The following is a 26,442-nucleotide window of genomic DNA, read 5'->3' on the forward strand; positions in this document are numbered from 1 at the left end:
CTTTTCAGGAGCAGCATCGGTTCCATCCGGGGGATAACGATGGCGGCTCTACAGCGCCAGCGTGCGGCTTTCCCTCGCGGCCGAAACCGCGGATTTCGAGGCGGCCTTCGAAGACCTCGACGATGGCGAAGGTGTTTTCCGTTTCGGTGTCGACCATGCCCTTGAAATTGACGAAGTGGCAGCCGCCGGTCTTGCCGTAGTTGCCGACGTGGTTGTGGCCGCAGAAATAGGCAACGGCGGTGTCATGGCCGGAGATGAGATCGATGATGCGTTCCCGATCCCACATGTCGTGCTCGTTCGGCGGATAGACGGGATAGTGGTTCATCACGATCACACGCTCGCGGGCGGCTTCTGCCGCATCCAGTTGGGCCGCAAGCCATGCGAACTGCTCGTCGCTCAGTGATGCATTCCAGCGATGGGCGTTGATCGCGCCCGTTGCCGCCAGCGCCGCCAGACGCTCGGCTGCGAGTTCGCGGTATGGATGTCCTTCCGGCGGCGCGGACGTGCTGACTTCGTTGCCGTTCAAAACGACGAAACGCCAGCCACGGCACGAGAAGGCGTAATAGGGCGACGGCAGACCGACGCGCGCGGAAACAGAGGCAAGATGCTCCGCCGGGACCGCGAAATCGTGATTGCCGAGCAGGAAGAGGTTTTCGTGGCGGAGCTTTTCGTAGACCGGCAGGATATCGTCGAAGCTCTCCCAAATCCCGTCGATGAGATCGCCGAGCGTCATCACGAAGCTCAGCTCCTCGCCGTTGAAAACCTCGATCGCTTCGGCGAGCTTCGCGAGGCTGTTGGCATAATAGCGGTCCATCGCGGCATTCGGCGCGATCGCTGCATATTGCGGGTCGGCAATGATGCCGAAGCGGAATAGGAGAGTGTCCGAGGAAGGCATGGCGGTTGCTTTAGGAGCGTCGGATGACAGGGCCGTGACAGGGCGCGGAAACGAAAACACCCGGCGTTTCAAGGCGCCGGGTGCTGGATTTCAACGCAATAGACCGCTTACTTAGTGGCGGCTTCGTAGCGCTCCAGGACGTAGTCCCAGTTGATCAGGCTGTCGATGAAGGCTTCCAGGTACTTCGGGCGGGCGTTGCGGTAGTCGATGTAGTAGGAATGCTCCCAGACATCGACGCCGAGGATCGGGGTGGCGCCGTGCACGAGCGGGTTTTCACCGTTCGGGGTCTTGGAGATTTCGAGCTTGCCGTTCTTGACGGAAACCCAGGCCCAGCCCGAGCCGAACTGCGTGGCGCCGGCATTGGCGAAATCGGCCTTGAACTTGTCATAGCCGCCTAGGTCGGAGCTGAACGCCGCTTCCAGCTTGCCCGGCAGCTTGTTGCCGCCGCCGCCCTTCTTCATCCACTTCCAGAAATGGACGTGGTTGTAGTGCTGGGCCGCGTTGTTGAAGAGGCCGGCATTGGTGCCGAAGGACTTCTTCACGACCTCTTCGAGCGAGAGATCGGCCAGGCCCGCTTCAGCCGCCAGCTTGTTGCCGTTGTCGACGTAAGCCTTGTGGTGCTTGTCGTGGTGGAACTCCAGCGTCTCCTTCGACATGAAAGGTGCGAGAGCTTCGTAGTCGTACGGGAGTGCGGGCAATTCGAAAGCCATTGTAGATCTCCTCTTGGCAAAAGATTGCGGGATCGGCAGGTGAGGCGGAACATAGGAGCGGAAACGTAGGGAGGCAACGGTGGAAACATCAAAAATCGGCCGCCTGCGAGGAAAATTTGCCTCGCCTGCAGGCCTGGCTTCGGTGACAAAAATCGCCCATCATCGGCATATAACCGCGCTTGCGGCAGACACCACGCCCAAGGAAACCAAGATGCAGAGGAATAATATCCGCCTTTACGCAACGATCCTCCTTTTTATGACGGCAGGTAGTGCACTTGCCTCCTCCGACGAGGCATGGAAGGAATTTGCCGCGGATGTGGAGGCCAAGTGCAGGCAAGCGGCGGCCGGATCCATCGCGGATGCAAGGGCCGTCGTCGATCCGATCGGCAGCGCGCATTATGGGCTGGCGCTGGTCACCGGCAGGCCGAAAGGCGCCAACGGCTTCGTCACCCATATCTGTGTCTACGACAAGCAATCGAAAGGCGCGGAAATCGGCAGCGAACTGGACACGCAGACGCTCAACCTGCTGCCGGAAGAGTAAGGTGCGGCGCCTGCCCGGGCATACCTCCTGCGGCGTAAGCGATCCGCTGCTTTTGCGGGCCTTGTTTTCGCCGGGATTTTAATGGTTTCTTAAGAGAATACCACCGGGAGGAAAGCCATGGCGCTCGGCACATCCCATCGCCTGCAGGACGGCATCGACGCCGTCGAAACAATGACGCGTTTCGCGCTCGCCGTTCTGGCGCTCGCGTCGGGCGTCTACACCTATCTCGGCGTGCGCAGCATCCTCGATGGTTCGGCAACGGCCGTATTCTTCGCCGCCCTCATCTATTCCAGCGCGGTTTCGGTGGCGATCTATGCCTTCTGGACCTATATGGCGCGCTTCTATCCGCATGTGACGGGTGCGGCAGGACGCGGCGCGATGCTCGGCGTCATGGCGCTCGGCTGCGCGATGATCATCGCCATGTCGAGCTGGCTGAATGCGGCTGCCCTTGCAGGATCGGCCGCACTCGAACAGCATCTTGCCGAGACGCTGGAGGATTACACCGCCGACCTCGACAAGGCGCATCAGAACGCGCTTGCGGCCCAGAGCCTGCTGCCGGACATCCAGCGCACGCAGGAGCGCTTCGAGCGGCTGGCCGACCAGGAGCGGGAAACCGGCGCGCTGACGGGCACGACCGGCGCAGGCAGCGTCGTGCAGCTTCTCTCGCAGATGGCCTCGCAGCTGACGGAGCTCGAAAACGGCATCAATGCCTCTCGCGAACGGGTCACCTCGCTCTTCGACGAGGGCCGCAAGCACCTGGAAACGATGCGTACGCTGGTTTCGGCCCCCGGCGCGATCGATCCGCGCGCCGACCAATTCGCCGCCGAAGCCGTCGGGCTTTCCGGCGTCATCACCTCGCTGGAGCAGACATCCATCGCCCCTTCGGTAAAGCGTGCGGCCGAAGACCTTTCGCTCGGCTTCATCGCCCCCGTCGCCGACGGCCGCGAGGTCGATCTCGCCAACCGGCAGGATCAGGTCATGGAGACGATCCGCTCCTCGGTTGCGGCGCAATCCAAGGTGCTGTCGCAGGCAGCCGACCAGATCCTTTCGCGCGAACCGGTCGCCGAGCGGCGGTTCGTGCCCCTCTCCTCTGCCGAAGCGGTGTTGCGCTATGCTTCCGACTTCATCCCGAGCTGGGCCGGCGCAATCTCGATCGATATCCTGCCGGCGGTGCTGGTCTTCATGCTGTCGATCGTCCACTCGACGCTGCGGCGCCAGGAACAGCGCCTGCCATTTGCCGAGCGGATCACCGCGGCGGAGCTTCTGCAGGCGCTGGAGGTGCAGCGGGCCGTCCAGCAGCGCGGCGTCGATCTCGAAGCCGCGCTCACTCAGGCAGAGAAAACGGAAACGCCGGACCAATCGAACATTGCGAGCTTCGATCTCTCCGGCAAGGGACCGAGGAAGGGGCCGCCTGTATGAGGCTGGAAACGGCAGGGCAGCGGCTGAAGGATTACGTACTTTCCACAGAGGACGGCACGCTGATACGGCACGCCTTCCACGCCCTGCTTGCCGCTGCGATCGTGCTTGCGGTCATCGACTGGCGCGAGATCAGCGCCGCCAACGCCGAGCTGCCGGGCTTCGATCCGGCACAGCCGGAGACCATGCCGGTGCTGCCGCCGGCGCTGACGGAGGGTGGACCGCAGGCGCCACCTTCCGAGATCACGACCAGCATCGAGCTGCTCAAGCAGCCGATCCGTTTCGAGCTACAGCCGGGCGGTGTGCTTCTGGCGCAGGGGGCAATCGAGCTCGGCGCTGCCGCCCGCTTCGAACAGGAGATTGCGGCGCGCGGCGAATATGTGAAGACCGTTTCTTTGGATTCGCCGGGCGGCGCCGTCGGCGATGCGCTGGCGATGTCGAAGCTCATTCGCGAACGGAAGATCGGTACCAGGGTGGCAAGCGGCGCGCTCTGCGCCTCGTCCTGCCCGATCATCATGGCCGGCGGCGTGACCCGAGAGGCCGAGGACGGCGCCGTCATCGGCGTGCATCAGGTCTTCAACGGCTCGAAGGAGAAGCTTTCGCCGGAGCGCGCCATGTCGGAGGCGCAGCGCACGACCGCCGGCGTCACCCGCCATCTCGGCGACATGGGCATCAAGCCCGGCCTCTGGCTGCATGCGATGGAGACGCCACCCGACCGGCTCTACTATCTGACGCCGGAGGAAATCAAGAAATTCGCGCTAGCGACGACGCCGGAGAAGGTGGCAACCCGGAAAGCAAAATAAAGCCGGGGCGACATTTCGTCCCGGCTTCGTCAATCTCAGCGTCTACCGATCGCTGCGCCGCTCAAAAGCTGCTGCGCTCATAGCGGTCATAACGGTCGTAGCGGCCCCAGTCGCGGTCGCGTCGATGGCGCGGGCGCTCCCAGCCCCAGCCCCAACGTGGCGACGGGCGATGCCAGTAGCGCGGCGGCGGCGGACGGTGGAAGCGCGGGCGGCATTCGCCCCAGCGGTTCAGGCGCCATCCAGGCCCGCAGGCATAATCGACCTTCGTGATCGCAGACGGGGCGGCGGTATCGGCACGCGCCGGCGCCATCGGCATCGCTTCGGCGGAAACTGCCGAAAGGCCTCCGATAACGAGCGCTGCTGCCAGCGAGATAATCTTCATTGCGAGTCTCCATAAATCCAGCCGAAGCGAGATTTAGCCGTGCGGTCCTGAACCGATAATGAACTGCCCGTTCATCAACGCTCAGGCGCGGGCAGAACGCGCGAGGTCTTCGCCGGATGGATTTCCGGCCATTTCGAATTGTTCGGCGCCGGCTGACTGCCGATCGCCGATATCGATACGACGATCGCGGTTACGGCCGAGAAAAGCACGAGTGCATGGGTCATAGCTTCCGATCCTCAATGGTTGGTTCCCAGCCACCGGGGCGCAAACTGATGCGGGAGGATGAACGAAAGCCTAAGCGATATGGTTAAGCGCAAAATATTGTAGCAAAATGCCACAAGTCGAATCCATGCGCCAAGGCAACTCATCTCGCGGCGTGAAAGAGAGCCTCTTCCTTCTATTTTCTGCAACTATTGCAGCTTTGGTCTGGTGAAACCCTCGGGGATGAACCCGCAATCAGCGCGACGGGTCATCACGTCGTCAGTTACCCGCCGCCAATGCTGCCCGCCCTCGTGCCAAGTGCTTTTGCGACTGCGGCAGAGGCCTCAAGCGATGCCGCAGCAGCGTCGGCGCATCCTGAGGGCCGGCGAGCTTCTTTTGGCTTCGAGAATGAAGCAGTCGCGCTTGTAAAGAGCGATGCGCTTACTGAAGACCGAGCCCTCTTGTTTCGCGCATGACCTTTTCGAAGACGTAGCCGTTCGGTGGCCGTGGAGGCGGGATCGCCCTGCGGCAGGCCCAGGCCGCAAAGATCCGTCAGGAAGAGCGGTCTTTACTGGCCGCCTTCCTGGCCCTGCCAGCGCTTGGTGAACGCTTCGACCGCTTCAGCCACATACGATTCTTCCATTGCTCCAAAGGCGTTATCGCGCGAAACTTGGCGCCTGAAGCAAGCAATTGCCGGACATTGCGAAAGGAACTTTTCTCGCCTTTTGCGTGTTCCCTTGCGAAGCCGCCAGCTCGGGGAGTTCAATGACGCTTGATTTCTTCTTTTTCGTGCTGGTCGGTTTCTGCGCGCAAATCGTCGATGGCGCGCTCGGCATGGCGTTCGGGGTGCTTTCGACGACGAGCCTGCTGGCGCTTGGCGTGCCGGTCGCCAATGCCAGCGCGATGACACATGTGGCGGAGATCTTCACGACCGCAGCATCAGGCGCATCGCATGTCTATCACCGCAATGTCGACTGGAAACTCGTGGCGCGTCTGGCGCCGGCAGGGATGATCGGCGGGGCGGTCGGAGCCTATATCCTCGCCACTGTCGAAGGCAAGGCGATCGAGCCCTTCGTTTCGGCCTATCTGATCGCCATCGGCCTCGTCATCCTCTTCAAGGCATTCCAGCCGCACTGGCCGCGCGACGTCAAGGACTGGATCGTGCCGCCGGCCGGGCTATGCGGCGGCGTGCTCGATGCGATCGGCGGCGGCGGTTGGGGGCCGATCGTCACCAGCACGCTGGTCAGTCGCGGGCACGATCCGAAGAAGGTAATCGGCTCTACCAGCCTTACGGAATTCGCGGTGACGCTCACCATCTCGCTTACCTTCGTTCTGACGCTCGGCTGGTCGGAACTGCGTTCGGCTGTCGGCCTCATCGTTGGCGGCGTGATCGCGGCGCCGCTCGGCGCGATGCTCGTCAAGCGCCTGCCGGTGAGGCCCTTGATGATCGCCGTCTCGCTCGTCATCATCTCGACGTCGGCGATCCGGTTTTTCTAGGGACGAATGGCGCATGATCAACTACACGACGGTCGGCACTTCCGATTTTAGCGCGAGCCCTAAGATTCTATGGGTCGCTGTTGCCGAAATAAGCCTCGATCAATGCTAGAAAACCTCCGAACTTTGCGTTCATTGGCGCCTGGCTCGGGCTGACAACGCGGCGCTACCAGTCAGGCGATGTTGATTATCACGGCCATATCTTGCGACCGCAGATACAACCTGCTCCCGGGCACCGGAGAGCTCTGAAGAAACCATTGCCGCTGAGGGCCGCTCCAACCCATCAGTTTGGGCCGCGTTGCCTGTTGTGCAACACGAGGCTGCCGACTGCCCAGCCCACCTTGACCAAGGCAAATGCGGTCAGACAACCTCACGCCCGAAATAGACCTCCACCGACGCAAGCTTGCCGTCCTTGAAGCGCAGCGCCTCCATGTTACGGAAGGCGGTGCCGTCAGCTTTTTCGGCGCGGTAGCGGACGACGGCCTCGTCGCCGTCGATCGCCAGGAATTCGATCTCCATGCCGCGAAAGAACGGCGGTTCCGGCCAGCAGCGGTCGAAATAGGCGTTGCGGTCGATATGATCGTCACGCGGGCTCGAGAAGGTGAAATCCTCGCTCAGCATGTCGCCGACGATACCCTTACGGCCTTCGACATAGGCTTTGTAAAGGCCCCGCACGGTGTCTTCGCGGGACGTTGCGGTCATTGCCGCTCTCCTTTTGAAATCCGATTGCGAATTGCAATCAGTTTATAACAAGAAATAGGGCGAAACGCAAATTGCCGGACGGTTCAAGCCCGATCCGTCCTTGGCACCGGAGCCGGCGGGGCGTAAGTTTCCGCTTCTTCCAAACCGGTACCCATAGAGATCCTGACATGACAGAGACGCAGATGGACGCGGCAGATGCGGCGGCCGGGTCCGCCTACTGGAAACGAAACCTCGCGATTTCGCTGACCGGCTCCTTCACCACCATCGTGGCAATGACGCTGCTGCTCCCCTTCCTGCCGCTCTATGTCGCGGAACTCGGCGTCAGCGAGCATGCCGCGATCGTGCAGTGGTCGGGCATCGCCTATGGCGCGACCTTCTTTGCCGCCGCGCTCGTCGCGCCGCTCTGGGGCCGGCTCGGCGATATCTACGGGCGAAAGCTGATGCTGGTGCGCGCCAGCCTCGGCATGACGATCGCAATCTCGCTGATGGGCATGGCGGAGAACGTCTGGCAGCTGGTGGCGCTCCGGCTCTTCGTCGGACTTGCAGGCGGCTACGCCTCGGGCTCCATGGTGCTGGTCGCGACGCAGACGCCGAAGGACCGCTCGGCCTGGGCACTCGGCGTGCTGTCGTCGGGCATCATGGCGGGTAATCTCGTCGGACCGCTGATCGGCGGGGCGCTGCCGGCCATCATCGGCATCCGCGGCACGTTCCTGGCGGCGGGCGGCGTCATCTTCCTCGCCTTCCTGGCGACCACCTTCCTGATCAAGGAGGAGAAGTCCCCTGCGCGCAGACAAGCGGCGAAGGCAAGCGGCGGCTGGCGCGCGATACCGGACAAGGGCCCGGTGGTCGCGATGCTGGCGACCGGCCTGCTTCTGATGCTCGCCAACATGTCGATCGAACCGATCATAACCGTCTACGTGGCGCAACTGGTCGAAGACCAGGGACGCGTAACGATGACCGCCGGCATCGTCATGTCGGCGACAGCACTCGGCAGCATCCTTTCGGCGTCGCGCCTCGGCAAGCTCGCCGACAGGATCGGGCATTGGCCGGTGATTGCGGGTGCGCTTGCTGTTGCGGCGCTGCTCCTGATCCCGCAGGCCTTCGTCACCAATTCGTGGCAGCTGATTGCGCTGCGCTTGCTGATGGGAATTGCGCTCGGCGGGCTGTTGCCCTGCATCACCGCCGTCATCCGCCACAGCGTGCCGGACAGTGCCGCGGGCAGCATACTCGGCTACTCCATCTCGACGCAATATGTCGGCCAGGTCGCAGGCCCCGTGCTCGGCGGCTTCGTGGGCGGGCATATCGGCATGCGGGCGGTCTTTCTCGGCACCTGCGTGCTGCTGTTGGCGGGTGCTGCCTATGCGTGGATGGTGCGGCCGAGGGAGAAAACGAGCTAGCTCCATTGGCTGCTTGTGCGTCGCCTACCGCAAAGCTCGAGGGAGCGGCCGCTCATCCGCCCTTCGGGCACCTTCTCCCCCGGGGGAGAAGGTGATTTGACGTGGCGTCCCGGCACTTGTCCATGGCAGGTAGCGCTCCGCGGCGCGACACATCTATGCCAGCATGCGCACATTCGGCTCGCGGTACCAGTAGCGCTTGGCGGCGGCCTCGAAGAAAGCGCCGTCCAACGCGACGACACCTTCGTCGGGTTCGACGCCGGCCCTCTGAAGCAGGGGCAAGGCTTCCGGCGTGTGGCCGATCGCCTTCAGATGCACGAAGGCATTCATCACCCATTGCACGGCGGCACCTTCCTTCAGCAGTATCCCGGTGCCCTCTCCGGACAGGAGAACCGCGACCGCATCGAATATCTGCGACGGGGAACCGGCGAGCTGGCCATCGGCCTTGATCGTGCTGCCGTCCGAAAGCCTCGCCTTGCCGACCTTCGGAGCAACGACGAAAGCCGTGGCATTCGCATCCTCGATCGAGTTCACCAGGGATTGCAGGGCGTGAGCGTCACTGCCGTCGGCGATCAGGATGCCGATCTTGCGGCCCTCGATCGTCTGCTTCATGTTTTTCTGGATCGAGAGCGCCGGCGACGGGGGCATGTCGATCGGCTCGCGGGCGGCCGGGTTCTTCTGCGGCAGATCGATGCCGAGGCCTTCGGCGACACGTTTGGCAAGCTCCGGATCGACGTTCAGCAGGTTGCCGACCATGCGTGATGGCACCTGCTTCAGGCCGACCTTGGAAAGCTCGAAGACGAAGGACGAGGCGATATGGGCCTGTTCCGAGTGCGTCTGCGACTTCCAGAACAGCCGCGCCTGGCTGTAGTGGTCGGCAAAGAGCTCGGCGCGGATGCGCAGCTTGTCGCCCTGCTCCTCTTTTCCGGACGCGGCGCTGAATGTCGGGAAGCCGGTGACGGGACATTCGCGCGGCCCGCCTCCCTCGCCATGCGCGCCAAGGCTGTTCGGCTCGTAATTGGCTCGACCCGTCGGCACGTTCATCTGCATCTGCCCGTCACGCTGGAAGTTCATGACCGGGCATTTCGGCGCGTTGATCGGCAGCTGGTGGAAGTTAGCGGTGCCGAGGCGCGATTTCTGCGTATCGAGATAGCTGAAGAGGCGTCCCTGCAGCAGCGGGTCATTGGTGAAATCGATGCCAGGCACGATATTGGCGGGGCAATAGGCGACCTGCTCGGTTTCGGCAAAGAAATTGTCCGGGTTGCGGTCCAGCACGAGGCGGCCGACGATTTTCAGCGGCAGCACTTCTTCCGGAATGATTTTGGTGGCATCGAGCACGTCGTAAGGTTGCTTGCTGGCAAAGTCCTCGTCGAAAAGCTGCAGGCCGAGTTCCCATTCCGGGAAGTTTCCGGCTTCGATCGCCTCGTGAAGATCACGGCGATGGAAATCGTTGTCGGCCGCCTGCAGCTTCAGCGCCTCGTCCCAGACGGTCGATTGGAGGCCGAGCTTAGGCTTCCAGTGAAACTTCACGAAGGTCGATTTGCCCTCAGCGTTCACGAAGCGGAACGTGTGGACGCCGAAGCCCTGCATCATCCGGAAAGAGCGCGGGATGGCGCGGTCGGACATCGCCCACATCAGCATGTGGGTGCTTTCGGGCATCAGGGACGCCCAGTCCCAAAAAGTGTCATGGGCGCTGGCGGCCTGTGGATAGGCGCGGTCAGCCTCCATCTTCACCGCATGGACGAGATCGGGAAACTTGATGGCATCCTGAATGAAGAAGACCGGGATGTTGTTGCCAACCAGATCCCAATTGCCTTCCTTCGTATAGAACTTGACCGCAAAGCCGCGCACGTCGCGCGGGGTGTCGACCGAACCGGCGCCGCCGGCGACCGTCGAGAAGCGCACGAAGACCGGCGTCTTCTCGCCCTTGCGCTGGAAGAGATCGGCCTTGGTGATGCCGGAAAGGCTTTCCGTCAGCTCGAAATAGCCGTGCGCTGCCGAACCACGGGCATGCACGATCCGCTCCGGAATGCGCTCGTGATCGAAATGGAAGATCTTCTCGCGCAGCACGAAATCCTCGAGCAGCGTCGGGCCGCGCGCACCCGAGCGCAGGCTGTTCTGATTGTCGGAAATGCGGATGCCCTGATTGGTGGTCAGATGGTCGAGGCCCTCGTGCGGGCCTTTTTCCGGAATATGCTGATGCGTCTCGCCGCCATTGCCGCGGCTGGTGTCGAACGGGTTGTCGGACATGATACGTCCCTCATTTTGGGGTGATAGACGCCAAACGAGGACAGTGGGCTAATGTTCCTGAAATGACGGTCGGGTAAGGCGAAAGGTAGTCTAGCCGCCGGAGTCGGCCCATAGTTGGCGCTGGCGCACCGTTCGCCTACGCGCGAGGCGGACACTTGGAACGAATGTGGGCCGAGCTCGCCCCGCTTGCAGGAAGCGGCGAGACGCGCATGGTTGCGCCCGACCTAACTTGATCGCGATCGAAGGCGCTCAGCTTCTCTGGATAGCGGCCGGCGACATTGATTAAGTGAGATAGCGAGAGTAAGTTTTTGGGTGGCAGTAGGTGTCGGATGGGCGGCGTGAGCTGCTTCGCCACGGCAAGGCCCGATAACAACACCGGATGATCGACAAGAGCGGAGCCGCGCCCGCCCGATCTGAACGGGCGGGCCATTTTGGCTTCGCACAATGGAGGGCCCGGCATGGACTTCCCTCTACCTGACAACGAGGCTGAACGCTTGGCCGCGGTACGGGCCTATGATGTTTACGGCACCGACCCGGAAGCCGGATTCGACGATCTAACCGATCTCGCCGCCCTGATTGCCAGTGCCCCGATCGCGATGGTCAACATCGTCGGCGACACCAAGATATGGCTCAAATCCCGTCACGGCGTTCCTCCCGGCATTGAAGAAGTGCCCCGCAGCGGCGTCTGCTGCGCCTATGCGCTCTGCCGTAGCGACATGCTGGTGGTTCCCGACACCCACGCCGACGATCGCTTCAAGGCACTGCCGTTCATCGCGACTGAACCCTTCTTCCGCTTTTATGCAGGCATGCCGCTAATCGATTCAGGCGGCCATGCGCTGGGCACGCTCTGCATCTTGGACCTCACCCCGCGCGAGCTCGCCTTCGAGGCTGCCGAAGGCATCCGTCGCCTCGCGCGCCAGACCATCGCCCAGCTCGAACTGCGCCTGAGGATGGCAGAGGTGCTGCGCTCGCAGCAGGAACTGGCCGCTGAGAAGCAGCGCGCGGACAGCCTGCTCCTCAACATCCTCCCAATCAAGGTAGCCGCGGAATTGACAGAGAAGGGCTCGGTCGAGCCCCGCCACCACCCTTCGACGACGATCCTCTTTACGGACTTCGTCGACTTTACCAAATCAGCCGTTGAACTCTCCCCTCGGGAGTTGGTCGATGACCTCGACATGTACTTCTCCGAGTTCGATAACATCGTCGCGCGACATGGGCTGGAGAAGCTCAAGACCATCGGTGACTCCTATATGTGCGCCGGCGGTCTGATGCAGGGCCGCAAGGACCATGCGATCCGCAGCTGCCTTGCTGCTCTCGAGATTCGACGCTTTGTCGTGGCGTCGAACCAGCGCTGGGCCGCGGTCGGGCAGCGGCCCTGGCACCTCCGCGTCGGCCTGCATACCGGCAGTGTGATGTCCGGCGTCGTTGGCCGGAAGAAGTTCGCCTACGACGTCTGGGGCGACGCGGTGAATATCGCGGCTCGTATGGAGAGCACGGACGAAGTAGACCAGGTGAACATCTCCGAAAGCACCTACCAGCACGTAAAATCATATTTCGACTGCACCCCGCGAGGTGCCCTTGACGTGAAAAACAAGGGTAAGATGACGATGTATTTCCTCGACCGGCTGAAACCGGAATATGCCGCGGATGCTGCGGGCGTGGAGGCGAACGAGCATCTGAGGAAAACTCTCGCCGGTACTTCGGTCACTTGGTCGCTGCACGGATAGACCGCGCTCCCAGAGGAACTCACGATGAGGCGTCACTTGCGAATCCTGGCTGCGTTGCTGACACTGTCACTCATCAGTGCCGGACCGGCTGACGACGGACGTTTCTATGCTGGGGATTATTCCTTCTCCGATGAGCTTGGCGGCTTCCGCATCCTGTCAGTTACAGGCTCAGGTACAAAAGCCGATCCAATCGAAATCCACGAGGAACTTAACTCGGCCAGCCCCGTCACTCTGGTGATTAGGGCCGCAAGGCCAATTCAACATCACGGGTTTCCTGAGGGCGCCTTCCACCTGCGCGTTGTCACTCTCAACAAGAGCGGATTGGCCTGGATCGAGTTCGAATTCGAACTTCAAGAGATCCTTGGCAAACCGAGCGACTTTTATGACGGTCTGTCATTTGATCAGACCAACCCCAATCCGGACCTCATTTCGTCCAACCGGTTTGCCCGTTTCGAGAACCACTTCGAGAAATTCGACCGGCTGCGCTTCGCCAGCGGTCACGTTGATCCCCTCGACCGACCGGCGTTTGGCTTTTTTATCACTGACGTCACGCCGGTTACCGAGTTCTACTTGGTGCAGGATCCGCGCGTACCTTTCTCGTGAGACTGCAACGGTTCGCACTCCCCTGCGCGCGGATCGCTACTCGCCGCTTTGGCTATGGCTGCGCCCGTTGGCCCAATCCATGTAGAGATCGAGCGCCTTGCGGGTGACCGGGCCGTCTTCGAAATCGCGGCCGTCGAGGCGGTTGACGCCGACGATCTTTGAATAGTTGCCGCTGGTGAATATCTCATCGGCATTCATGAAGTCTTCGACCGAGAGCGTCACCTCGCGCACGTCGAATCCTGCCTGGTCCAGCAACCCCATGACGCGGGCGCGGGTGATGCCGGCGAGGAAAGTGCGGTTGGCAACCGGCGTGAAGACCACGCCGTCCTTCACCATGAAGATGTTGGAGGATGCCGTTTCGGCGACATTGCCGTTCAGGTCGCGCATCAGGGCATTGTCGAAGCCGCGGCTTCGCGCCTCGGCGATCGCGCGGCCGCTGTTCGGGTAGAGCCCGCCCGCCTTGGAATCCGTCGTCGCCGTTTCCGGCGACGGGCGGCGGAAGGGCGAAACGGTCAGCGACGAACCGCTATGGCCGCCCATCGGCGCTTCGAAAAGGCAGAGCGCAAAGCGGGTCGATTCCGCATCGACGGAGACGACGCTGCCCGGCGAACCGTGCTCGCCCCAATACATCGGCTTGATATAGATCGGCGTCTTGCCATCGAACTTCTTGATGCCTTCCCAGGCGAGCGCCTCGATCTCCTCGGCCGTCTTGATGGGCTTCAGCCCCATATTGACGGCTGAGCGGTTGACACGCTGGCAGTGCAGGTCGAGGTCCGGCGCGATGCCATCAAACCAGCGGGCACCGTCGAAGACCGTGGACGCGAGCCACATGGCATGCGAGGTCGGGCCGATCAGCGGCGGGTTGCCGGCAAGCCACTCGCCCTCGACATGGGTCCAGGTGGTCGTGCGGGGCGATGTATCGACGGGCATGATCTTCTCCTTCCAAAGCCCGAGAAGCAAAATCCTTCCCGGCAGGCAGGGTCAAGCGGAAATTCGGTCGCTCAAGCGGGACGCACGAAAAATGCCGCAACCGCCCATATCGCCGCAACAATCATGCGCGTTCGCCCGCATGAAAGCGATGGGTCCATCAGCGAAAATGATCGAACGGAGTGTTGGAACCGCAGGCTCCCGCGTGGCATCATGGCGGCGGAATCTCAAACAAAAGAGCTGGAGGCCGTCCGATGAAAGCCATGTATTACGAAGCCTTCGAGCAGACACCCGACATTCGCACGGTGCCCGACCCGACGCCGACCGAGGACGGCGTCGTCATCGCCATCGGCGCGACCGGCCTTTGCCGCAGCGACTGGCACGGTTGGATGGGACATGATCCGGATATCTGCCTGCCGCATGTGCCGGGACACGAGCTTGCGGGCAAGATCGTCGCCACAGGCAAGGGCGTGGTGCGCTTCAAGGCGGGCGACCGGGTGACCGTGCCGTTCGTTTCCGGCTGCGGCCATTGCAGCGAATGCCACTCCGGCAATCAGCAGGTCTGCCCGAACCAGTTCCAGCCCGGTTTCACGCATTGGGGCTCGTTCGCCGAATATGTCGCGATCGACTATGCCGACACCAATCTCGTGCATCTGCCCGACAGCGTCGACGATGCGACGGCGGCGAGCCTCGGCTGCCGCTTCGCCACCTCCTTCCGCGCCGTTGCCGACCAGGCACGCACCGGCCCCGGCGAGTGGATCGCCATCCATGGCGCGGGCGGCGTCGGCCTCTCGGCGATCATGATCGCCAGCGCGCTCGGCGCCAATCCGATCGCGATCGACATTTCGGAGGAGAAACTTGCCTTTGCGCGCGAATGCGGGGCGGTGGCGACGATTAATGCGGCGGCGGTTGCCGATGTCGCGGAAGCCGTGCGCGAGATCACCAAGGGCGGCGCGCATGTTTCGATCGACGCACTCGGCCATCCCGTGACCTGCTTCAACTCGATCAAGAACTTGCGCCGCCGCGGCCGCCATGTGCAGATCGGCCTGATGCTCGGCGAATATGCCACGCCGCAAGTCCCGATGGCGCTGGTGATCGGCCATGAACTGGAAATCTACGGCAGCCACGGCATGCAGGCATGGCGCTACGACGCCATGCTCTCCATGCTTGCCGCCGGCAAGATCGCGCCGCAGAAACTGATCGGCCGGACAATCAGCCTGGAAGAGGCTGTGCCGGCGCTGATGGCGATGGACCGGGCGGAAGGAACCGGGATCAGCGTCATTACGCGGTTTTGAATGAGGTGGCGCCATGCTCATCGCCCAGATAAGCGATATCCACGCCAGCCCCGACAATGACGGCCTTGCCCGGCTTAAGAGGGCAATTTGCTGGCTCGCCACGATGCAGCCGGCTATCGTCGTGGTGTCCGGGGATCTTGTCAACGGCGGCTGGCGGGAGGGCTACCGGCAGATCATTTCTGCGTTGCAAAGCCTCGCGTGCCGCACCTTGATCCTCCCCGGCAACGTGGACGACCGCACCGTCATGCGCGAGGCGATGCCCGAGGCGGGCCATTGGGGCGATGACGAGAAAATGCATTTTGCCGAACCCCATGGAGACGCTTTGATCGTCGGCCTTGACACATGCGTCGACGGACATGCCCATGGTGACGTTACGGAGCATCTTCCGTGGTTGCGACAAACGCTGGCGAGCGGTCCATCGGGCATACCCTTGCTCTTCACGCATCACCATGTTTTCCCCACGGGAATATCGCCTCTGGATGATGTCATGTGCAGGGGTGCAGATGCCTTGGGCGACCTGCTATCGAGTGGCATAAGGCGCCCCATCGCAATCTGCAGCGGCCACGTCCATCGGCCGATGTCGAGCCTGATCGCAGGCATTCCGGCCTACATATGCGGCTCGATCTGTCCCGCCAATCCTTTGCTGCTCGATCCCACACGTGAACCGCCTGTCACCGATCCTCCAGGCCTCATGATCCATGATCTTCGGAATGGCCGGCTGGTCAGCAGTCACGTTTCCCTCTGATAGAGAGATCTGGTGGATGACCAACCGTGGGCCCGGAGAGATCGAGGCATCCGCCAGCGTCCGCCTCATGCGCATAAGATCGGCTTAGAGCCTGTCCTTCGACACAGCGAATATCTCAGCCAAGCCATCCCATACCGCGCGGATGCGCGGGATATCGACCAGATTGGCCGGGGCAAGCATCCAGAGTTCGCGATCGGGCATTGCCTCGCCGCAATCGATCTCGACCAGAGCCGGATTCTGTTTCGCGACGAAGCGCGGAAGCATGGCGATGCCGAGCCCGGCGGCTGCGGCATTTGCCTGCACGACATTGCTGCTCGAGCGGAAGACGAAGGCATCCGGGCCGAATTTCGTTTCCAGCCAGCGCGCTTCGGCCACGCCGTCGCTATCCAGGTCAAATCCGATGAGGCGGGCTGGCCTGCTTTCCGCAACAGTCTCGGCGGCCGCTTTCGAGGCGTAGAAAGCGTATCCGATCGTCGCCACGCGTTTTCCGGTGAGATCACTGTCCTTCGGGTGCCCCAGCCGAAGGGCAATATCGGCCTCGCGCTGGGCAAGGCTCTGCACGCGGATATCGGTGACGATTTCGAGTTCGACGTCAGCAAGCCCGCGCAGCACATCGCCGAGCCGCGGCGCGATGACGAGATCGGCGATCGAACGGGTCGTCGTCAGCCGCACGCGACCGCTCGGGCCGTTCGAATAAGCCAGCCGGTCGCGGATCGCCCCAGCGGCACTCTCCATGGCACCCGCCTCGGACAGGATCGCGGTTCCGTGGCGGCTGAGCTGGTAGCCGTCGGCGCGCCGCTCGAAGAGCGCGAAGCCGAGAGCACTTTCCAGCGCGCCAACGCGGCGGGCGACGGTCGCATGGTTGACCTTCAGCGCACGCGCCGTTGCCGAAAGGCTGCCGTGCCTTGCCAGCGCCGCGAAAAAACGCAGGTCCTCCCAATCGATATCTGTGCGCTTTTGCTCAGGCATTGTGAATTGATAGCGAATATTCGCTCAGTACGAAAGCGGTTAGCGTCCTTGGCATCGATCCATCCAAGGAGATATGCCAATGGTTCCCCTCACCCTTCTTCAGCATGCGGGCGTCACGCCCCAAGCTGCCCACTGGTCGAAGTCGGTCGTTGTTGTCATCGACGCCCAGAACGAATATGTGGACGGCGGACTGCCGCTTCATGGCATCGCGGCACCCGTCGGCGAAATTCGCAAGTTGCTCGATGCGGCCCGGCGTGATGGCGTTCCGGTTATTCATATCGTTCACCACGCGGCGCCGGGCAGCGGCCACTTCGCGATCGGCTCGCATGGCGCGAAGATCATTTCCACGTTGACGCCGGCTGACGGTGAAGCCGTCATCCCGAAGACGCTTCCCAATGCCTTTGCCGGAACCACGCTTGCCGCAGCTCTCGCAGCAATTGCCAAGCAGACAGGGCGCTCCGATGTGATCCTCGTAGGCTTCATGACGCATATGTGCGTCAGCGCTGCGGCGCGTGCGGCACTCGATCTCGGCATCAAGGCGACCGTCATCGCATCCGCCGCCTTAAGCCGCGATCTGCCGGATCCGCTCGGCGGCATGATCCCGGCCGAGACCGTACATCGTACGGCGCTGGCGGAGATCGCCGACCGTTTCGCGACGGTCGTCCCGGATATAGCGGCGATTGTCAAACGGGCCGCAACGGCCTGACGGGCCGCAAGAAGCCGTCTCCCTCTACGGCTTCTCCCGCTTTTCCTGCTCTTCCCTAAATTGCCTGACGGTTGCGGCGCGCTCCGTCTTTTCGGCTTTCGAAAGAGCGCCGTCGCCGTTCTTGTCGTAGAAGGCGAAGGCGGAGAGGAGGAGCGCCTTGAACTCATCCTCCGTCAGTTTGCCGTCCTTGTTGGGGTCGATCGCCAGCAGGGCGGCGACGCGTTCCGTATCGCTCAGTCCGTAAGCGAGCGGCATGCGAGGCAGCGGCGGTGATTTCAGCGCTTCGTCGAGCGTCACGATACCGTCGCCGTTGCGATCGAAATTCGCAAAGCGCGCTTTCATGCCGAGTTCGGCCTCGTTGCGGCTTTCATAGAGGTTGGCGAGCTTGTACTCGTCGAGCGTCATGCGCCCGTCGGCATCGAGATCACCGGTGAAGAACGGCATTGCGGCGGCCGCCCTTTGGCGTGCGGCATCGATCTGCCGGAGCCTGGCGATATCGTCTTCATCGAGGGCACGGTCGGCACCGCTGTAGACGGCAAAGGGCTCCAGATGGCTGGACACATACTGGTCGCGCGCATTGCCCATGTCTTCCACAAGGAAAATCGGCGGAGCGGCCGGCGTCTCGGCCCTTGCGGACATTGCGGCGACCGATAGGCAGACTGCGGCAAAGACGAAACCGGCTCTCATGAATCCCCCAACCCAGAAACGACATCAATAATGCAACCCGCTCGTGCAGGCAATTCGAAGACAGCTGCACCACGCCGCATACAAGCGGCCGAGAATTGCTGCTAGCATGACGCGCTTTGAATCATTGCCGTATCGGAACACGGGAAAAACAGGAGGTGCCCATGGCCTGGTCTGCCAGCCAGTATGTGAAGTTCGAGGATGAGCGGACGCGGGCGGCGCGCGATCTCCTGGCGCAGGTGCCGCTGGAAAGGGTCAGCAAGGCGATCGATCTCGGTTGCGGGCCGGGAAATTCGACCGAACTCATCATCGACCGCTACGGCCAGGATGGCGTGTCCGGCCTCGACAGCGACCTCAACATGCTGGAGGCAGCGCGCAAGCGGCTTCCGGGCACCACCTTCACCGAGGCTGACCTTGCCACCTGGCAGCCGAATGAGCCTTCCGACCTGCTCTTCGCCAATGCCGTCTTCCAGTGGCTGCCCAACCATCTCGACATCTTCGACCGGCTGATGGACGGGCTTACCAGGGGCGGCGTGCTCGCCGTGCAGATGCCCGACAATCTCGGCGAGCCGACGCATCTGCTGATGGAGGAAAGCGCCCATGCCGGACCATGGAAGACGGCCTTCGAAAAGAAGAGCGTGCGCCGCAATCCCCTTTCCCAGCCGTCGGCCTATTACAGCCGCCTGATCGGCAAATCCGCGCGCCTGGATATCTGGCACACGATCTACAACCACCCGATGGCGGATGCCGCGGCCATCGTCGAATGGGTGAAGGCAACGGGTCTGATGCCCTACCTCGCGGCTGCCGGCCAAGAGCATCGCGAGGCGTTTCTCGCGGATTATCTTGGGCGTGTCGAGAAGGCCTATCCGAAGATGGCGGACGGGCGGGTGCTGCTCGGCTTCCCGCGGATTTTCATGGTGGCAGTGAAGGGTTAAGCGCGGCACGTTTCATGGAGTGCCGCGCAGTCGCCGCGTCGTCCCCGGGGGATGGTTCGGCTCTCCCTCATCTTTGTGCTTGTCACAGAGATCCAGCCACTGCGCGTCCGCGCCGTGAAGGACTCATTTGCCTTGAAGGGAACCTGCGCCGGGCGCGCTCGATGAGGGAAGGATAAATGACAGCGCCGAGGGCAACCTCTTGCTTGCCGCAGCCTTGCCTGAGATCGAGCGCTTGGAATGTTGCCCATCAACTGACTTGATGAGGGTAGGAGAAGCAGACCTGGTGACAACAGGCCACGCTTGCGGTAGCGCCCGGCGGCCTTATATTCCGGCGCTGACAATCACGGAGAGCGATCCCTATGCCAGACGCCAAGCCAACGCCGCCCACCACTCTGGTCATCTTCGGGGCGACCGGCGACCTTACCCGGCGGCTTCTCGTTCCGGCGATCATCAATCTCACCCGCGGCGCCATGGTTGGCGACGATCTCGACATTCTCGGCATCGGCATCGAGCCCGGCGGCGACGAGATGCTGCTCAAACGGCTAGACGATTTCCTGGCCGGCCTCGGCGACGGCGAACCGCTCGTCAAGGATCCGGCCTGGTCACGGTTGCGGCAGCGGATCAGCTATATTTCCGGCGATTTCACCGGCGACGATATTTATCTGGAGATCGCCAAACGCCTCACTTCGGCGCCGGGCGGCAATGCGGCCTTCTATCTCGCCGTGCCGCCCCGCTTCTTCGGCGGTATCGTGGAGAAGCTCGCGGCTCACGGACTTGCCGCCGAGAGTGAAAATAGCTTCCGTCGCATCGCCATCGAAAAGCCCTTTGGAACGGACCTCGCTTCGGCCCGTGCCCTGAACGCGCAGATCCTGAGCAAGGTCGGCGAAAGCCAGGTCTACCGGCTCGACCATTTCCTCGGCAAGGAGACCGTCCAGAACCTGCTGACGGCGCGCTTTGCGAACATGATGATCGAATCGCTGTGGAACAGCCGCTATATCGACCATGTGCAGATCACCGCAGCCGAAACCGTCGATGTCGGCAGCCGCGGCGCCTTCTACGACGCGACGGGCGCACTGCGCGACATGGTGCCGAACCATTTGTTCCAACTGCTCGCCATGATCGCCATGGAGCCGCCGAACAGCTTCGACGCCGAAGCGATCCGCAACGAGAAGAGCAAGGTGCTGAAGGCGCTGCGCGTCTTTACGCCCGAGGAGGCGGCAACACACGGCGTTCGCGGCGTCTATTCCGGCGGGACGCTGAACGGCGCTGAAATCCCCGCCTATCACCAGACGCCGCAAGTGGTGCCTGACAGCAGGACCGAGACCTTCGTGGCGCTGAAGCTTTATGCCGATACGTGGCGCTGGGCGGGCGTGCCCTTCTATCTGCGGACCGGCAAGGCGATGACAGCGCGCGACACGGAAATCGTCGTCGAATTCCAGCCCGTGCCGTTCGCGCAGTTCCGCGAGACCGACGTCACGCGCCGGCTGCCGCCGAACAGGCTGGTCATACAAGTGCAGCCGGACGAAGGCATGAGCCTGGAGATATCCATCAAATCGCCAGGGCTTTCGGTCGATACCGTGCCGGTTTCGCTCGACTTCCGCTATGCCGACCAGTTCGACATCGGTAAGATGACCGGCTACGAATCCCTTATCTACGACCTGCTGATCGGCGACCAGACGCTGTTCCAGCGGGCCGACGGCATCGAAGCCGGCTGGGCGGCGGTGCAGCCTTTTCTCGACCTATGGGCGAAGGGCGGCGAGCCGGAAGCCTACGCCCCCGGCAGCATGGGGCCTGCCTGCGCCGACGGCCTCATCGAACGCGACGGGCGGCAATGGCATGCGCTGGACGTGGTGCATGCGAAGCACAAATAAAAACCCCGCTTCACATGGAAGCGGGGCTCTTTCCGATTCGGCATGAAGGCCGGATCAAACGAACTGGCTCAAGCCCGGGACCGAGGCGACGACCTCGTCGACGACTTCTTCGCCGGCATATTGCTTGGCAATGGCGATGGTTTCCTTGGCGAGCGAGGTGATTTCGCCCATGCCGAGGCCCTGGCTCATGAGCTGCTGGCCGAGGCCCATGATTCCGCCGCCGCCGAGCGCGCCCATCAAACCGCCGAGCAGACCGCCGCCACCGGCGCCTTCGCCGTTATACTGGGCGACGAGATCGGCGCCGCCGGGAATGGCTTCTATCATCTTGGCGACTGCTGCATCATCCCCTTCACGCTGCAGGAAGCCGAGCATCATGCCCAGCGCCTTCTCCGCCAGATCGGGCGCAATGCCCACGCGATCGGCAATCTGGGTCACAACTTCATTCATCGTCAGCCTCCTGTTATTTGACGTTGACGTCAACGTTATTTGAGTTTCGTCCGCAACTCAAGCCGCGCCGCCGAGAGCCGGCATTTTCCCCGGATTTGCTTTCAATGCAAACAGTTGTCGGCATCCCGGTCCCTGCTTATAACAGGTGGACGATAGTAAGATGAATGCGGCTTATTGCGATCTCCGCATTTCAAACGCAAGCGGCGGCATCGGCCGAAGGGAGAACTGCTTCATGCTCGAGGAAGGCAAGATTTTCATCGGCGCCAGCCGCAATACGGACGACAGCATCAACAAGCCGGAATATCTCGACCTGAAATTCGGCAACCGCCATGGCCTGGTGACGGGCGCGACCGGCACCGGCAAGACCGTAACGCTGCAGGTGCTGGCGGAAGGTTTTTCCAAGGCTGGCGTCCCGGTCTTTGCCGCCGACATCAAGGGCGATCTTTCCGGCATTGCCGCCAAGGGCGAAGCGAAGGATTTCCTCACCAAGCGGGCCGAGCAGATCGGCTTTGCCGATTACCAATTCGACCAGTTCCCGGTGATCTTCTGGGACCTCTTCGGCGAGAAGGGCCACCGGGTCCGCACCACGATCGCCGAAATGGGGCCTCTGCTTCTGGCCCGCCTCATGGATGCCTCCGAGCCACAGGAGGGCGTCATCAATATCGCCTTCAAGATCGCCGACCAGGCGGGCCTGCCGCTGCTCGACCTCAAGGATTTCTCCTCGCTGCTGAACTACATGGGCGAGAATGCGAGCGAGCTTTCCAGCCAGTTCGGCCTGATCTCCAAGGCGTCCATCGGCTCGATCCAGCGTGCGCTGCTCGTTCTCGAACAGCAGGGGGCCGAGCATTTCTTCGGTGAACCGGCGCTGAAGATCACCGATATCATGCGCACCAGCAATAACGGTTATGGCCAGATTTCGGTGCTTGCGGCCGACAAGCTGATGATGAACCCCAGGCTTTACGCCACCTTCCTTCTCTGGCTGCTTTCCGAGCTTTTCGAAGAGTTGCCCGAAGTCGGCGATCCGGACAAGCCGAAGCTCGTCTTCTTTTTCGACGAGGCGCATCTGCTCTTCAACGACGCGCCGCGTGTCTTGACCGAACGCGTCGAGCAGGTCGTGCGGCTGATCCGCTCTAAGGGCGTCGGCGTCTATTTCGTCACGCAAAACCCGCTCGACGTGCCGGAAACGGTCCTCGCCCAGCTCGGCAACCGCGTGCAGCATGCGCTTCGCGCCTATTCGCCACGCGAGCAGAAGGCGGTCAGGACAGCCGCCGATACCTTCCGCCCCAACCCGACCTTCGATTGCGCCACCGTGATCACCAATCTCGGCACCGGCGAGGCGCTGGTTTCGACGCTGGAGACCAAGGGCGCGCCATCGATCGTCGAGCGCACGCTGATCCGCCCGCCATCCGGCCGCGTCGGCCCGGTAACGGAAGCGGAACGCCGTCAGATCATGGATCGGAGCCCGGTACTTGGGATCTATGACGAGGATGTCGACCGCGACTCTGCCTTCGAAATGCTCACAGCCCGCGCGAAAAAGGCTGCCGAAGCGGAAGCCGCCAAGCGGGCGCAGGAAGAGGCCGAAACGCAGCAGACGAGCGCCGGAACGACCTCTGGCTGGACGCTGCCCGGTTTCGGCGGCAGCGACGACGAACAGCCGAACCGCGGCCAATCGCGCGGGCGTTCGTCCGGCTATCGGCGAGAGACGGTCGTCGAGGCGGCGATGAAAAGCGTGGCCCGGACGGTTGCGACGCAGGTCGGCCGGGCGCTGGTGCGCGGCATTCTGGGGAGTTTGAAGCGGTAGGTCGCGGAGGCAAGCCTGAAGGGAGAGGCCATTCGGCAGCTTACCTCCCTGTGCCTTGCCGGGCCGATGGGATGCCAAAGGTATATCAGGCCTGGCTCGGCGAGATTTGTATCCTCAACGCTTGCGGACGAATTCCGTGCGCAGGACAAGGCCCTTGATGGTGTCGTGGCGGCAGTCGATCTCTTCGGGGTTGTCCGTCAACCGGATCGACCTTATGACCGTGCCCTGCTTCAGGGTCTGATTGGCACCCTTGACCTTCAGATCCTTGATGAGCGTGACGGAATCGCCGTCGTTGAGGATATTTCCGGCAGCGTCGCGGACCTCGACGGCCGCCTGCGCGGCGGCAGCCAATTCCGAAGCCGGACGCCATTCGCCCGTCACTTCGTCATAGACGTATTCGTCGTCATCGCCCGCCATGGTCGTCTCTCCTAAATCAAGAATTTCCCGGTCGGGCCGCTTATAACAGCCAGCCTGTCCTGCGCAAGTTCGGCCGCGCAGAGCAAGGGCCTGATGCGACCGCTTTGGTTGCATTCCTGCATAGGTGATGATATTTCATGCTTGCACTCTAAAGAGAAAGGAGGGTCGCGTGCATAATTACTATTTCCGGTTCAACCGGCAGCGCGGCCCCGTCAACGCCCTGCAAATGCGTTTGCAGGGCTGACCAGAGACCTTTCTCGCAAAACCTCTCTTCTGGTCTGCCCGTTGTGGCCTGCAGCGCCGAGCTTTATCGCTTGAGCGTCTGCGATTTCGATCCACCGCTGACGCATCGCATCGATGATGGCCCAGGAGCCCTCGATGGATGATCGCGCGGTCAAGACCAGAGAACGATCATGACCCTCCTCAATATCCGCAATCTCGGCATCACCTTGTCGAGCTCTTTGTTTTCCAGGCTCAATCTCGTCGTCAATGCCGGCGACCGCATCGGCATCGTGGCCGCCAACGGCCGCGGGAAATCGACGCTTTTCCGCTGCATCGCCGGCACGCTGGAGCCGACCGAAGGCGACATCACCAGGGCGCGCGGGCTGACGGTCGGCTATGTCGAGCAGAATGTGCCGCCTGCCCTATTCGCCAAGCCATTCTACGACGCCGTTCTCGATGCGCTCGCTCCGGAGCAGGCGGTAACCGAGAGCTGGCGCGTCGATGTCGTGCTGGGATCTCTGGAGGTGCCGGAGGAGTTGCACCGGCGTTCGCTCTCGGCGCTCAGCGGCGGGTGGCAGCGGCTGGCGATGCTTGCCCGTGTCTGGGTGACCGAACCCGACCTCTTGATGCTCGACGAGCCGACCAACCATCTTGATCTCGGCAAGATCGCGCGGCTGGAGGAATGGCTGAATGCGCTCCCCCGCGACGTGCCGATGATCCTGGCCAGCCATGACCGCGCCTTCCTCGACGCCGTGACGAACCGCACGCTCTTCCTGCGGCCAGAGCAATCGCAGATCTTCGCTTTGCCCTATTCCCGGGCGCGGGCTTCGATCGACGAGCTCGATGCGGCAGATGCGCGCCGCTACGAGCGCGACATGAAGACGGCGGAGCAACTGCGCAAGCAGGCGGCGAAGCTCAACAATATCGGCATCAATTCCGGCAGCGACCTGCTGGTCGTCAAGACCAAGCAGCTGAAGCAGCGCGCCGAAAAACTCGAGGATGCGGCAAAACCCGCGCATCTGGAGCGTTCGGCGGGTGCGATCCGGCTTGCCAATCGCGGCACGCATGCCAAGGTGCTGGTGACGCTGGACGATGCGGCGGTTGAGACGCCGGACGGCACGCTGCTCTTCAAGACCGGCAGGCAGTTCATCTGCCAGGGAGACCGGATCGTGCTGCTCGGCGAAAACGGCGCCGGCAAGACGCGGCTGATCGCCATGCTGCGCAAGGCGATCGCGAACCCGGAGACGGCCGAGAACGGCATCAAGGCCACGCCTTCGCTGGCGCTCGGCTACGGCGACCAGGCGCTTGCCGATCTGCGCGATGCCGACACGCCGATGGACACGATCATCCGCCGCTTCGACGTCGGTGACCAGCGCGCGCGCGCACTGCTGGCCGGCGCCGGCATGTCGATCGAGATGCAGGGCCGCCCCATCGGCCAGCTTTCCGGCGGGCAGAAAGCAAGGATCGGCATGCTGGTGCTCCGGCTCTCCAACCCGAACTTCTACCTGCTCGACGAACCCACCAACCATCTCGACATCGACGGGCAGGAAGCGCTGGAAGGCGAGCTGATGGCGCACCAGGCAAGCTGCCTGCTCGTTTCCCACGACCGCAGCTTCGTGCGCGCCGTCGGCAGCCGCTTCTGGCTGATCGAGAAGCGGCGGCTTGTGGAAGTGGAGAGCCCCGAAAGGTTCTTTGCGTCGGCAGCCGGTAGGGATGATTGGCCAAGGGGCTGACCAGCCAGGCGCGAGCCAACGGTCTCGACCCGTCCTTCGGACCCCAGCTGGGTAGAAGGGAGCGGAAACGTTGCGGCATATCCCTTCCCCCTCGGGGAGAAGGTGCCGACAGAGGGGCGGCAAGCCGTTACTTCAGTCTTCATTCCTCGGCTCGTGATTGCCGATGTGACGGCGGGCGAAGCATAGCTGATGAGCAGCGACGAATGCGCGCCCTGGCGGCGCTGACGGCGGCAGGCACGGCACCTGCCACGCCCGAAACATCGATGACCTGGATGAAGACCTGGCCGTTGCCGAGCTCGCCGACGCTGAGGGCTGCGCCGTCGCGCACATCGCGGGCGGCACCCTCGTAAACGCCGCTCGCACCTCTCGGCAGCAGCAGCGTAATCTCCCGTACCGGCCAGAAGCGCCACTTCTACCATGCGGTGCTTTCGGTCGCCGTCGATGGCAACTACTTCATCCTGGACAACATGCGCGACCAGGTGCTGCCCGACAGCCGCTTGCCCGACTACCAGCCGCTTTTTTCCATCGCCGGCGGCAAGGGGTATCTTCACGGGCTGCGGGCCGGCAACAAG

The 26,442-nt window shown here is 62.6% G+C and carries 25 protein-coding genes and 1 pseudogene; 15 read left to right on the forward strand and 11 right to left on the reverse strand.

The genetic code is table 11. From position 1 onward, the window contains the following. Positions 1-48: 48 nt before the first annotated feature. Both ACZ9DP_RS29675 and ACZ9DP_RS29680 read right to left on the reverse strand, forming a co-directional pair. A pseudogene (locus ACZ9DP_RS29675) lies at positions 49-895 on the reverse strand (metallophosphoesterase). A 107-nt stretch (positions 896-1,002) separates the two neighbouring features. Next, on the reverse strand, positions 1,003-1,605 hold the full coding sequence (locus ACZ9DP_RS29680; protein WP_074067023.1) for a superoxide dismutase: 603 nt from the start codon (positions 1,603-1,605) through the stop codon (positions 1,003-1,005). A gap of 211 nt (positions 1,606-1,816) precedes the next feature. Here ACZ9DP_RS29680 and ACZ9DP_RS29685 point away from each other — a divergent pair, with 211 nt between their 5' ends. From ACZ9DP_RS29685 to ACZ9DP_RS29695, 3 genes are all read left to right on the forward strand, one after another. Continuing rightward, on the forward strand, positions 1,817-2,146 hold the full coding sequence (locus tag ACZ9DP_RS29685; protein ID WP_194729224.1) for a hypothetical protein: 330 nt from the start codon (positions 1,817-1,819) through the stop codon (positions 2,144-2,146). 117 nt (positions 2,147-2,263) lie between these two features. After that, positions 2,264-3,565, forward strand: coding sequence for a hypothetical protein (locus ACZ9DP_RS29690; protein WP_476204410.1), 1,302 nt, complete (start codon positions 2,264-2,266; stop codon positions 3,563-3,565). Then, on the forward strand, positions 3,562-4,365 hold the full coding sequence (locus ACZ9DP_RS29695) for a COG3904 family protein (protein WP_476204411.1): 804 nt from the start codon (positions 3,562-3,564) through the stop codon (positions 4,363-4,365). Before ACZ9DP_RS29690 ends, ACZ9DP_RS29695 begins: the two co-directional genes overlap by 4 nt. Positions 4,366-4,426: 61 nt before the next feature. Here ACZ9DP_RS29695 and ACZ9DP_RS29700 read toward each other — a convergent pair whose 3' ends face one another. Beyond that, positions 4,427-4,747 carry a GCG_CRPN prefix-to-repeats domain-containing protein gene (locus ACZ9DP_RS29700; RefSeq protein ID WP_039844293.1) on the reverse strand — a complete coding sequence of 107 codons (321 nt, stop codon included), beginning with the start codon at positions 4,745-4,747 and terminating at the stop codon, positions 4,427-4,429. 74 nt (positions 4,748-4,821) lie between these two features. Further along, positions 4,822-4,971 carry a hypothetical protein gene (locus ACZ9DP_RS29705; RefSeq protein WP_022714476.1) on the reverse strand — a complete coding sequence of 50 codons (150 nt, stop codon included), beginning with the start codon at positions 4,969-4,971 and terminating at the stop codon, positions 4,822-4,824. Between the two features lie 742 nt (positions 4,972-5,713). Here ACZ9DP_RS29705 and ACZ9DP_RS29710 point away from each other — a divergent pair. After that, positions 5,714-6,445: a sulfite exporter TauE/SafE family protein gene (locus ACZ9DP_RS29710; RefSeq protein WP_194729222.1), complete on the forward strand. Its 732-nt coding sequence runs from the start codon at positions 5,714-5,716 to the stop codon at positions 6,443-6,445. Positions 6,446-6,802: 357 nt separating this feature from the next. On the opposite strand, the gene ACZ9DP_RS29715 is transcribed toward ACZ9DP_RS29710, so the two are convergent. Beyond that, positions 6,803-7,144 (reverse strand): nuclear transport factor 2 family protein, encoded by a 342-nt coding sequence (locus ACZ9DP_RS29715; RefSeq protein ID WP_476204413.1) that lies wholly within the window; start codon positions 7,142-7,144, stop codon positions 6,803-6,805. A 167-nt stretch (positions 7,145-7,311) separates the two neighbouring features. Between ACZ9DP_RS29715 and ACZ9DP_RS29720 the strand changes: the two genes are divergently transcribed. Next, positions 7,312-8,541: an MFS transporter gene (locus ACZ9DP_RS29720; protein ID WP_476204414.1), complete on the forward strand. Its 1,230-nt coding sequence runs from the start codon at positions 7,312-7,314 to the stop codon at positions 8,539-8,541. A gap of 153 nt (positions 8,542-8,694) precedes the next feature. Here the strand turns inward: ACZ9DP_RS29720 and ACZ9DP_RS29725 are convergent, their stop codons facing one another. After that, on the reverse strand, positions 8,695-10,788 hold the full coding sequence (locus ACZ9DP_RS29725) for a catalase (protein ID WP_476204415.1): 2,094 nt from the start codon (positions 10,786-10,788) through the stop codon (positions 8,695-8,697). A gap of 458 nt (positions 10,789-11,246) precedes the next feature. Here ACZ9DP_RS29725 and ACZ9DP_RS29730 point away from each other — a divergent pair, with 458 nt between their 5' ends. Then, positions 11,247-12,515 (forward strand): adenylate/guanylate cyclase domain-containing protein, encoded by a 1,269-nt coding sequence (locus tag ACZ9DP_RS29730; protein ID WP_476204416.1) that lies wholly within the window; start codon positions 11,247-11,249, stop codon positions 12,513-12,515. Between the two features lie 36 nt (positions 12,516-12,551). After that, positions 12,552-13,118 carry a hypothetical protein gene (locus tag ACZ9DP_RS29735; RefSeq protein ID WP_246763274.1) on the forward strand — a complete coding sequence of 189 codons (567 nt, stop codon included), beginning with the start codon at positions 12,552-12,554 and terminating at the stop codon, positions 13,116-13,118. Between the two features lie 36 nt (positions 13,119-13,154). On the opposite strand, the gene ACZ9DP_RS29740 is transcribed toward ACZ9DP_RS29735, so the two are convergent. Then, the gene (locus ACZ9DP_RS29740; protein WP_194729217.1) at positions 13,155-14,048 is read right to left on the reverse strand and encodes a branched-chain amino acid aminotransferase; all 894 of its coding nucleotides are present in this window, start codon (positions 14,046-14,048) and stop codon (positions 13,155-13,157) included. 251 nt (positions 14,049-14,299) lie between these two features. On the opposite strand from ACZ9DP_RS29740, the gene ACZ9DP_RS29745 reads away from it, so the two are divergent. Next, complete coding sequence (locus tag ACZ9DP_RS29745; RefSeq protein WP_194729216.1) at positions 14,300-15,340, forward strand: zinc-dependent alcohol dehydrogenase family protein; 1,041 nt, start codon at positions 14,300-14,302, stop codon at positions 15,338-15,340. A 13-nt stretch (positions 15,341-15,353) separates the two neighbouring features. Beyond that, entirely contained in the window at positions 15,354-16,085 is a 732-nt protein-coding gene (locus ACZ9DP_RS29750; protein ID WP_239594992.1) for a metallophosphoesterase, read from the forward strand. 84 nt (positions 16,086-16,169) lie between these two features. Here ACZ9DP_RS29750 and ACZ9DP_RS29755 read toward each other — a convergent pair whose 3' ends face one another. Then, the gene (locus ACZ9DP_RS29755; protein WP_194729214.1) at positions 16,170-17,054 is read right to left on the reverse strand and encodes a LysR family transcriptional regulator; all 885 of its coding nucleotides are present in this window, start codon (positions 17,052-17,054) and stop codon (positions 16,170-16,172) included. Between the two features lie 79 nt (positions 17,055-17,133). Here ACZ9DP_RS29755 and ACZ9DP_RS29760 point away from each other — a divergent pair, with 79 nt between their 5' ends. Continuing rightward, a complete protein-coding gene (locus ACZ9DP_RS29760) occupies positions 17,134-17,760 on the forward strand; it encodes an isochorismatase family protein (protein WP_476204418.1) in 627 nt (208 codons plus the stop codon). A 24-nt stretch (positions 17,761-17,784) separates the two neighbouring features. On the opposite strand, the gene ACZ9DP_RS29765 is transcribed toward ACZ9DP_RS29760, so the two are convergent. Next, on the reverse strand, positions 17,785-18,447 hold the full coding sequence (locus ACZ9DP_RS29765; RefSeq protein WP_476204419.1) for an EF-hand domain-containing protein: 663 nt from the start codon (positions 18,445-18,447) through the stop codon (positions 17,785-17,787). A gap of 161 nt (positions 18,448-18,608) precedes the next feature. Here ACZ9DP_RS29765 and tam point away from each other — a divergent pair, with 161 nt between their 5' ends. Beyond that, positions 18,609-19,379: a trans-aconitate 2-methyltransferase gene (gene tam / locus ACZ9DP_RS29770; RefSeq protein WP_476204420.1), complete on the forward strand. Its 771-nt coding sequence runs from the start codon at positions 18,609-18,611 to the stop codon at positions 19,377-19,379. Between the two features lie 359 nt (positions 19,380-19,738). Further along, positions 19,739-21,250 carry a glucose-6-phosphate dehydrogenase gene (gene zwf, locus ACZ9DP_RS29775; RefSeq protein WP_476204421.1) on the forward strand — a complete coding sequence of 504 codons (1,512 nt, stop codon included), beginning with the start codon at positions 19,739-19,741 and terminating at the stop codon, positions 21,248-21,250. A gap of 54 nt (positions 21,251-21,304) precedes the next feature. On the opposite strand, the gene ACZ9DP_RS29780 is transcribed toward zwf, so the two are convergent. After that, positions 21,305-21,697, reverse strand: a complete 393-nt coding sequence (locus ACZ9DP_RS29780) for a hypothetical protein (protein ID WP_039844279.1) — start codon at positions 21,695-21,697, stop codon at positions 21,305-21,307. Between the two features lie 232 nt (positions 21,698-21,929). Between ACZ9DP_RS29780 and ACZ9DP_RS29785 the strand changes: the two genes are divergently transcribed. Next, complete coding sequence (locus ACZ9DP_RS29785; protein ID WP_476205501.1) at positions 21,930-23,498, forward strand: helicase HerA-like C-terminal domain-containing protein; 1,569 nt, start codon at positions 21,930-21,932, stop codon at positions 23,496-23,498. Between the two features lie 114 nt (positions 23,499-23,612). Here the strand turns inward: ACZ9DP_RS29785 and ACZ9DP_RS29790 are convergent, their stop codons facing one another. Then, a complete protein-coding gene (locus ACZ9DP_RS29790) occupies positions 23,613-23,915 on the reverse strand; it encodes an alkylphosphonate utilization protein (RefSeq protein ID WP_194729209.1) in 303 nt (100 codons plus the stop codon). A 413-nt stretch (positions 23,916-24,328) separates the two neighbouring features. Between ACZ9DP_RS29790 and ACZ9DP_RS29795 the strand changes: the two genes are divergently transcribed. Further along, positions 24,329-25,870 (forward strand): ABC-F family ATP-binding cassette domain-containing protein, encoded by a 1,542-nt coding sequence (locus ACZ9DP_RS29795; protein WP_476204422.1) that lies wholly within the window; start codon positions 24,329-24,331, stop codon positions 25,868-25,870. Between the two features lie 203 nt (positions 25,871-26,073). After that, entirely contained in the window at positions 26,074-26,220 is a 147-nt protein-coding gene (locus ACZ9DP_RS29800; RefSeq protein WP_476204423.1) for a hypothetical protein, read from the forward strand. Positions 26,221-26,442: the final 222 nt, after the last annotated feature.

Source organism: Rhizobium sp. USDA 4016 (genome assembly GCF_056279705.1).

Excerpts from the sequence above, each read along its gene's own strand:
- ACZ9DP_RS29680 (WP_074067023.1), bottom strand. The coding sequence starts at position 1,605 with ATGGCTTTCGAATTGCCCGCACTCCCGTACGACTACGAAGCTCTCGCA.
- ACZ9DP_RS29685 (WP_194729224.1), top strand. The coding sequence starts at position 1,817 with ATGCAGAGGAATAATATCCGCCTTTACGCAACGATCCTCCTTTTTATG.
- ACZ9DP_RS29690 (WP_476204410.1), top strand. The coding sequence starts at position 2,264 with ATGGCGCTCGGCACATCCCATCGCCTGCAGGACGGCATCGACGCCGTC.
- ACZ9DP_RS29695 (WP_476204411.1), top strand. The coding sequence starts at position 3,562 with ATGAGGCTGGAAACGGCAGGGCAGCGGCTGAAGGATTACGTACTTTCC.
- ACZ9DP_RS29700 (WP_039844293.1), bottom strand. The coding sequence starts at position 4,747 with ATGAAGATTATCTCGCTGGCAGCAGCGCTCGTTATCGGAGGCCTTTCG.
- ACZ9DP_RS29705 (WP_022714476.1), bottom strand. The coding sequence starts at position 4,971 with ATGACCCATGCACTCGTGCTTTTCTCGGCCGTAACCGCGATCGTCGTA.
- ACZ9DP_RS29710 (WP_194729222.1), top strand. The coding sequence starts at position 5,714 with ATGACGCTTGATTTCTTCTTTTTCGTGCTGGTCGGTTTCTGCGCGCAA.
- ACZ9DP_RS29715 (WP_476204413.1), bottom strand. The coding sequence starts at position 7,144 with ATGACCGCAACGTCCCGCGAAGACACCGTGCGGGGCCTTTACAAAGCC.
- ACZ9DP_RS29720 (WP_476204414.1), top strand. The coding sequence starts at position 7,312 with ATGACAGAGACGCAGATGGACGCGGCAGATGCGGCGGCCGGGTCCGCC.
- ACZ9DP_RS29725 (WP_476204415.1), bottom strand. The coding sequence starts at position 10,788 with ATGTCCGACAACCCGTTCGACACCAGCCGCGGCAATGGCGGCGAGACG.
- ACZ9DP_RS29730 (WP_476204416.1), top strand. The coding sequence starts at position 11,247 with ATGGACTTCCCTCTACCTGACAACGAGGCTGAACGCTTGGCCGCGGTA.
- ACZ9DP_RS29740 (WP_194729217.1), bottom strand. The coding sequence starts at position 14,048 with ATGCCCGTCGATACATCGCCCCGCACGACCACCTGGACCCATGTCGAG.
- ACZ9DP_RS29745 (WP_194729216.1), top strand. The coding sequence starts at position 14,300 with ATGAAAGCCATGTATTACGAAGCCTTCGAGCAGACACCCGACATTCGC.
- ACZ9DP_RS29750 (WP_239594992.1), top strand. The coding sequence starts at position 15,354 with ATGCTCATCGCCCAGATAAGCGATATCCACGCCAGCCCCGACAATGAC.
- ACZ9DP_RS29755 (WP_194729214.1), bottom strand. The coding sequence starts at position 17,054 with ATGCCTGAGCAAAAGCGCACAGATATCGATTGGGAGGACCTGCGTTTT.
- ACZ9DP_RS29760 (WP_476204418.1), top strand. The coding sequence starts at position 17,134 with ATGGTTCCCCTCACCCTTCTTCAGCATGCGGGCGTCACGCCCCAAGCT.
- ACZ9DP_RS29765 (WP_476204419.1), bottom strand. The coding sequence starts at position 18,447 with ATGAGAGCCGGTTTCGTCTTTGCCGCAGTCTGCCTATCGGTCGCCGCA.
- tam (WP_476204420.1), top strand. The coding sequence starts at position 18,609 with ATGGCCTGGTCTGCCAGCCAGTATGTGAAGTTCGAGGATGAGCGGACG.
- zwf (WP_476204421.1), top strand. The coding sequence starts at position 19,739 with ATGCCAGACGCCAAGCCAACGCCGCCCACCACTCTGGTCATCTTCGGG.
- ACZ9DP_RS29780 (WP_039844279.1), bottom strand. The coding sequence starts at position 21,697 with ATGAATGAAGTTGTGACCCAGATTGCCGATCGCGTGGGCATTGCGCCC.
- ACZ9DP_RS29785 (WP_476205501.1), top strand. The coding sequence starts at position 21,930 with ATGCTCGAGGAAGGCAAGATTTTCATCGGCGCCAGCCGCAATACGGAC.
- ACZ9DP_RS29790 (WP_194729209.1), bottom strand. The coding sequence starts at position 23,915 with ATGGCGGGCGATGACGACGAATACGTCTATGACGAAGTGACGGGCGAA.
- ACZ9DP_RS29795 (WP_476204422.1), top strand. The coding sequence starts at position 24,329 with ATGACCCTCCTCAATATCCGCAATCTCGGCATCACCTTGTCGAGCTCT.
- ACZ9DP_RS29800 (WP_476204423.1), top strand. The coding sequence starts at position 26,074 with ATGCGCGCCCTGGCGGCGCTGACGGCGGCAGGCACGGCACCTGCCACG.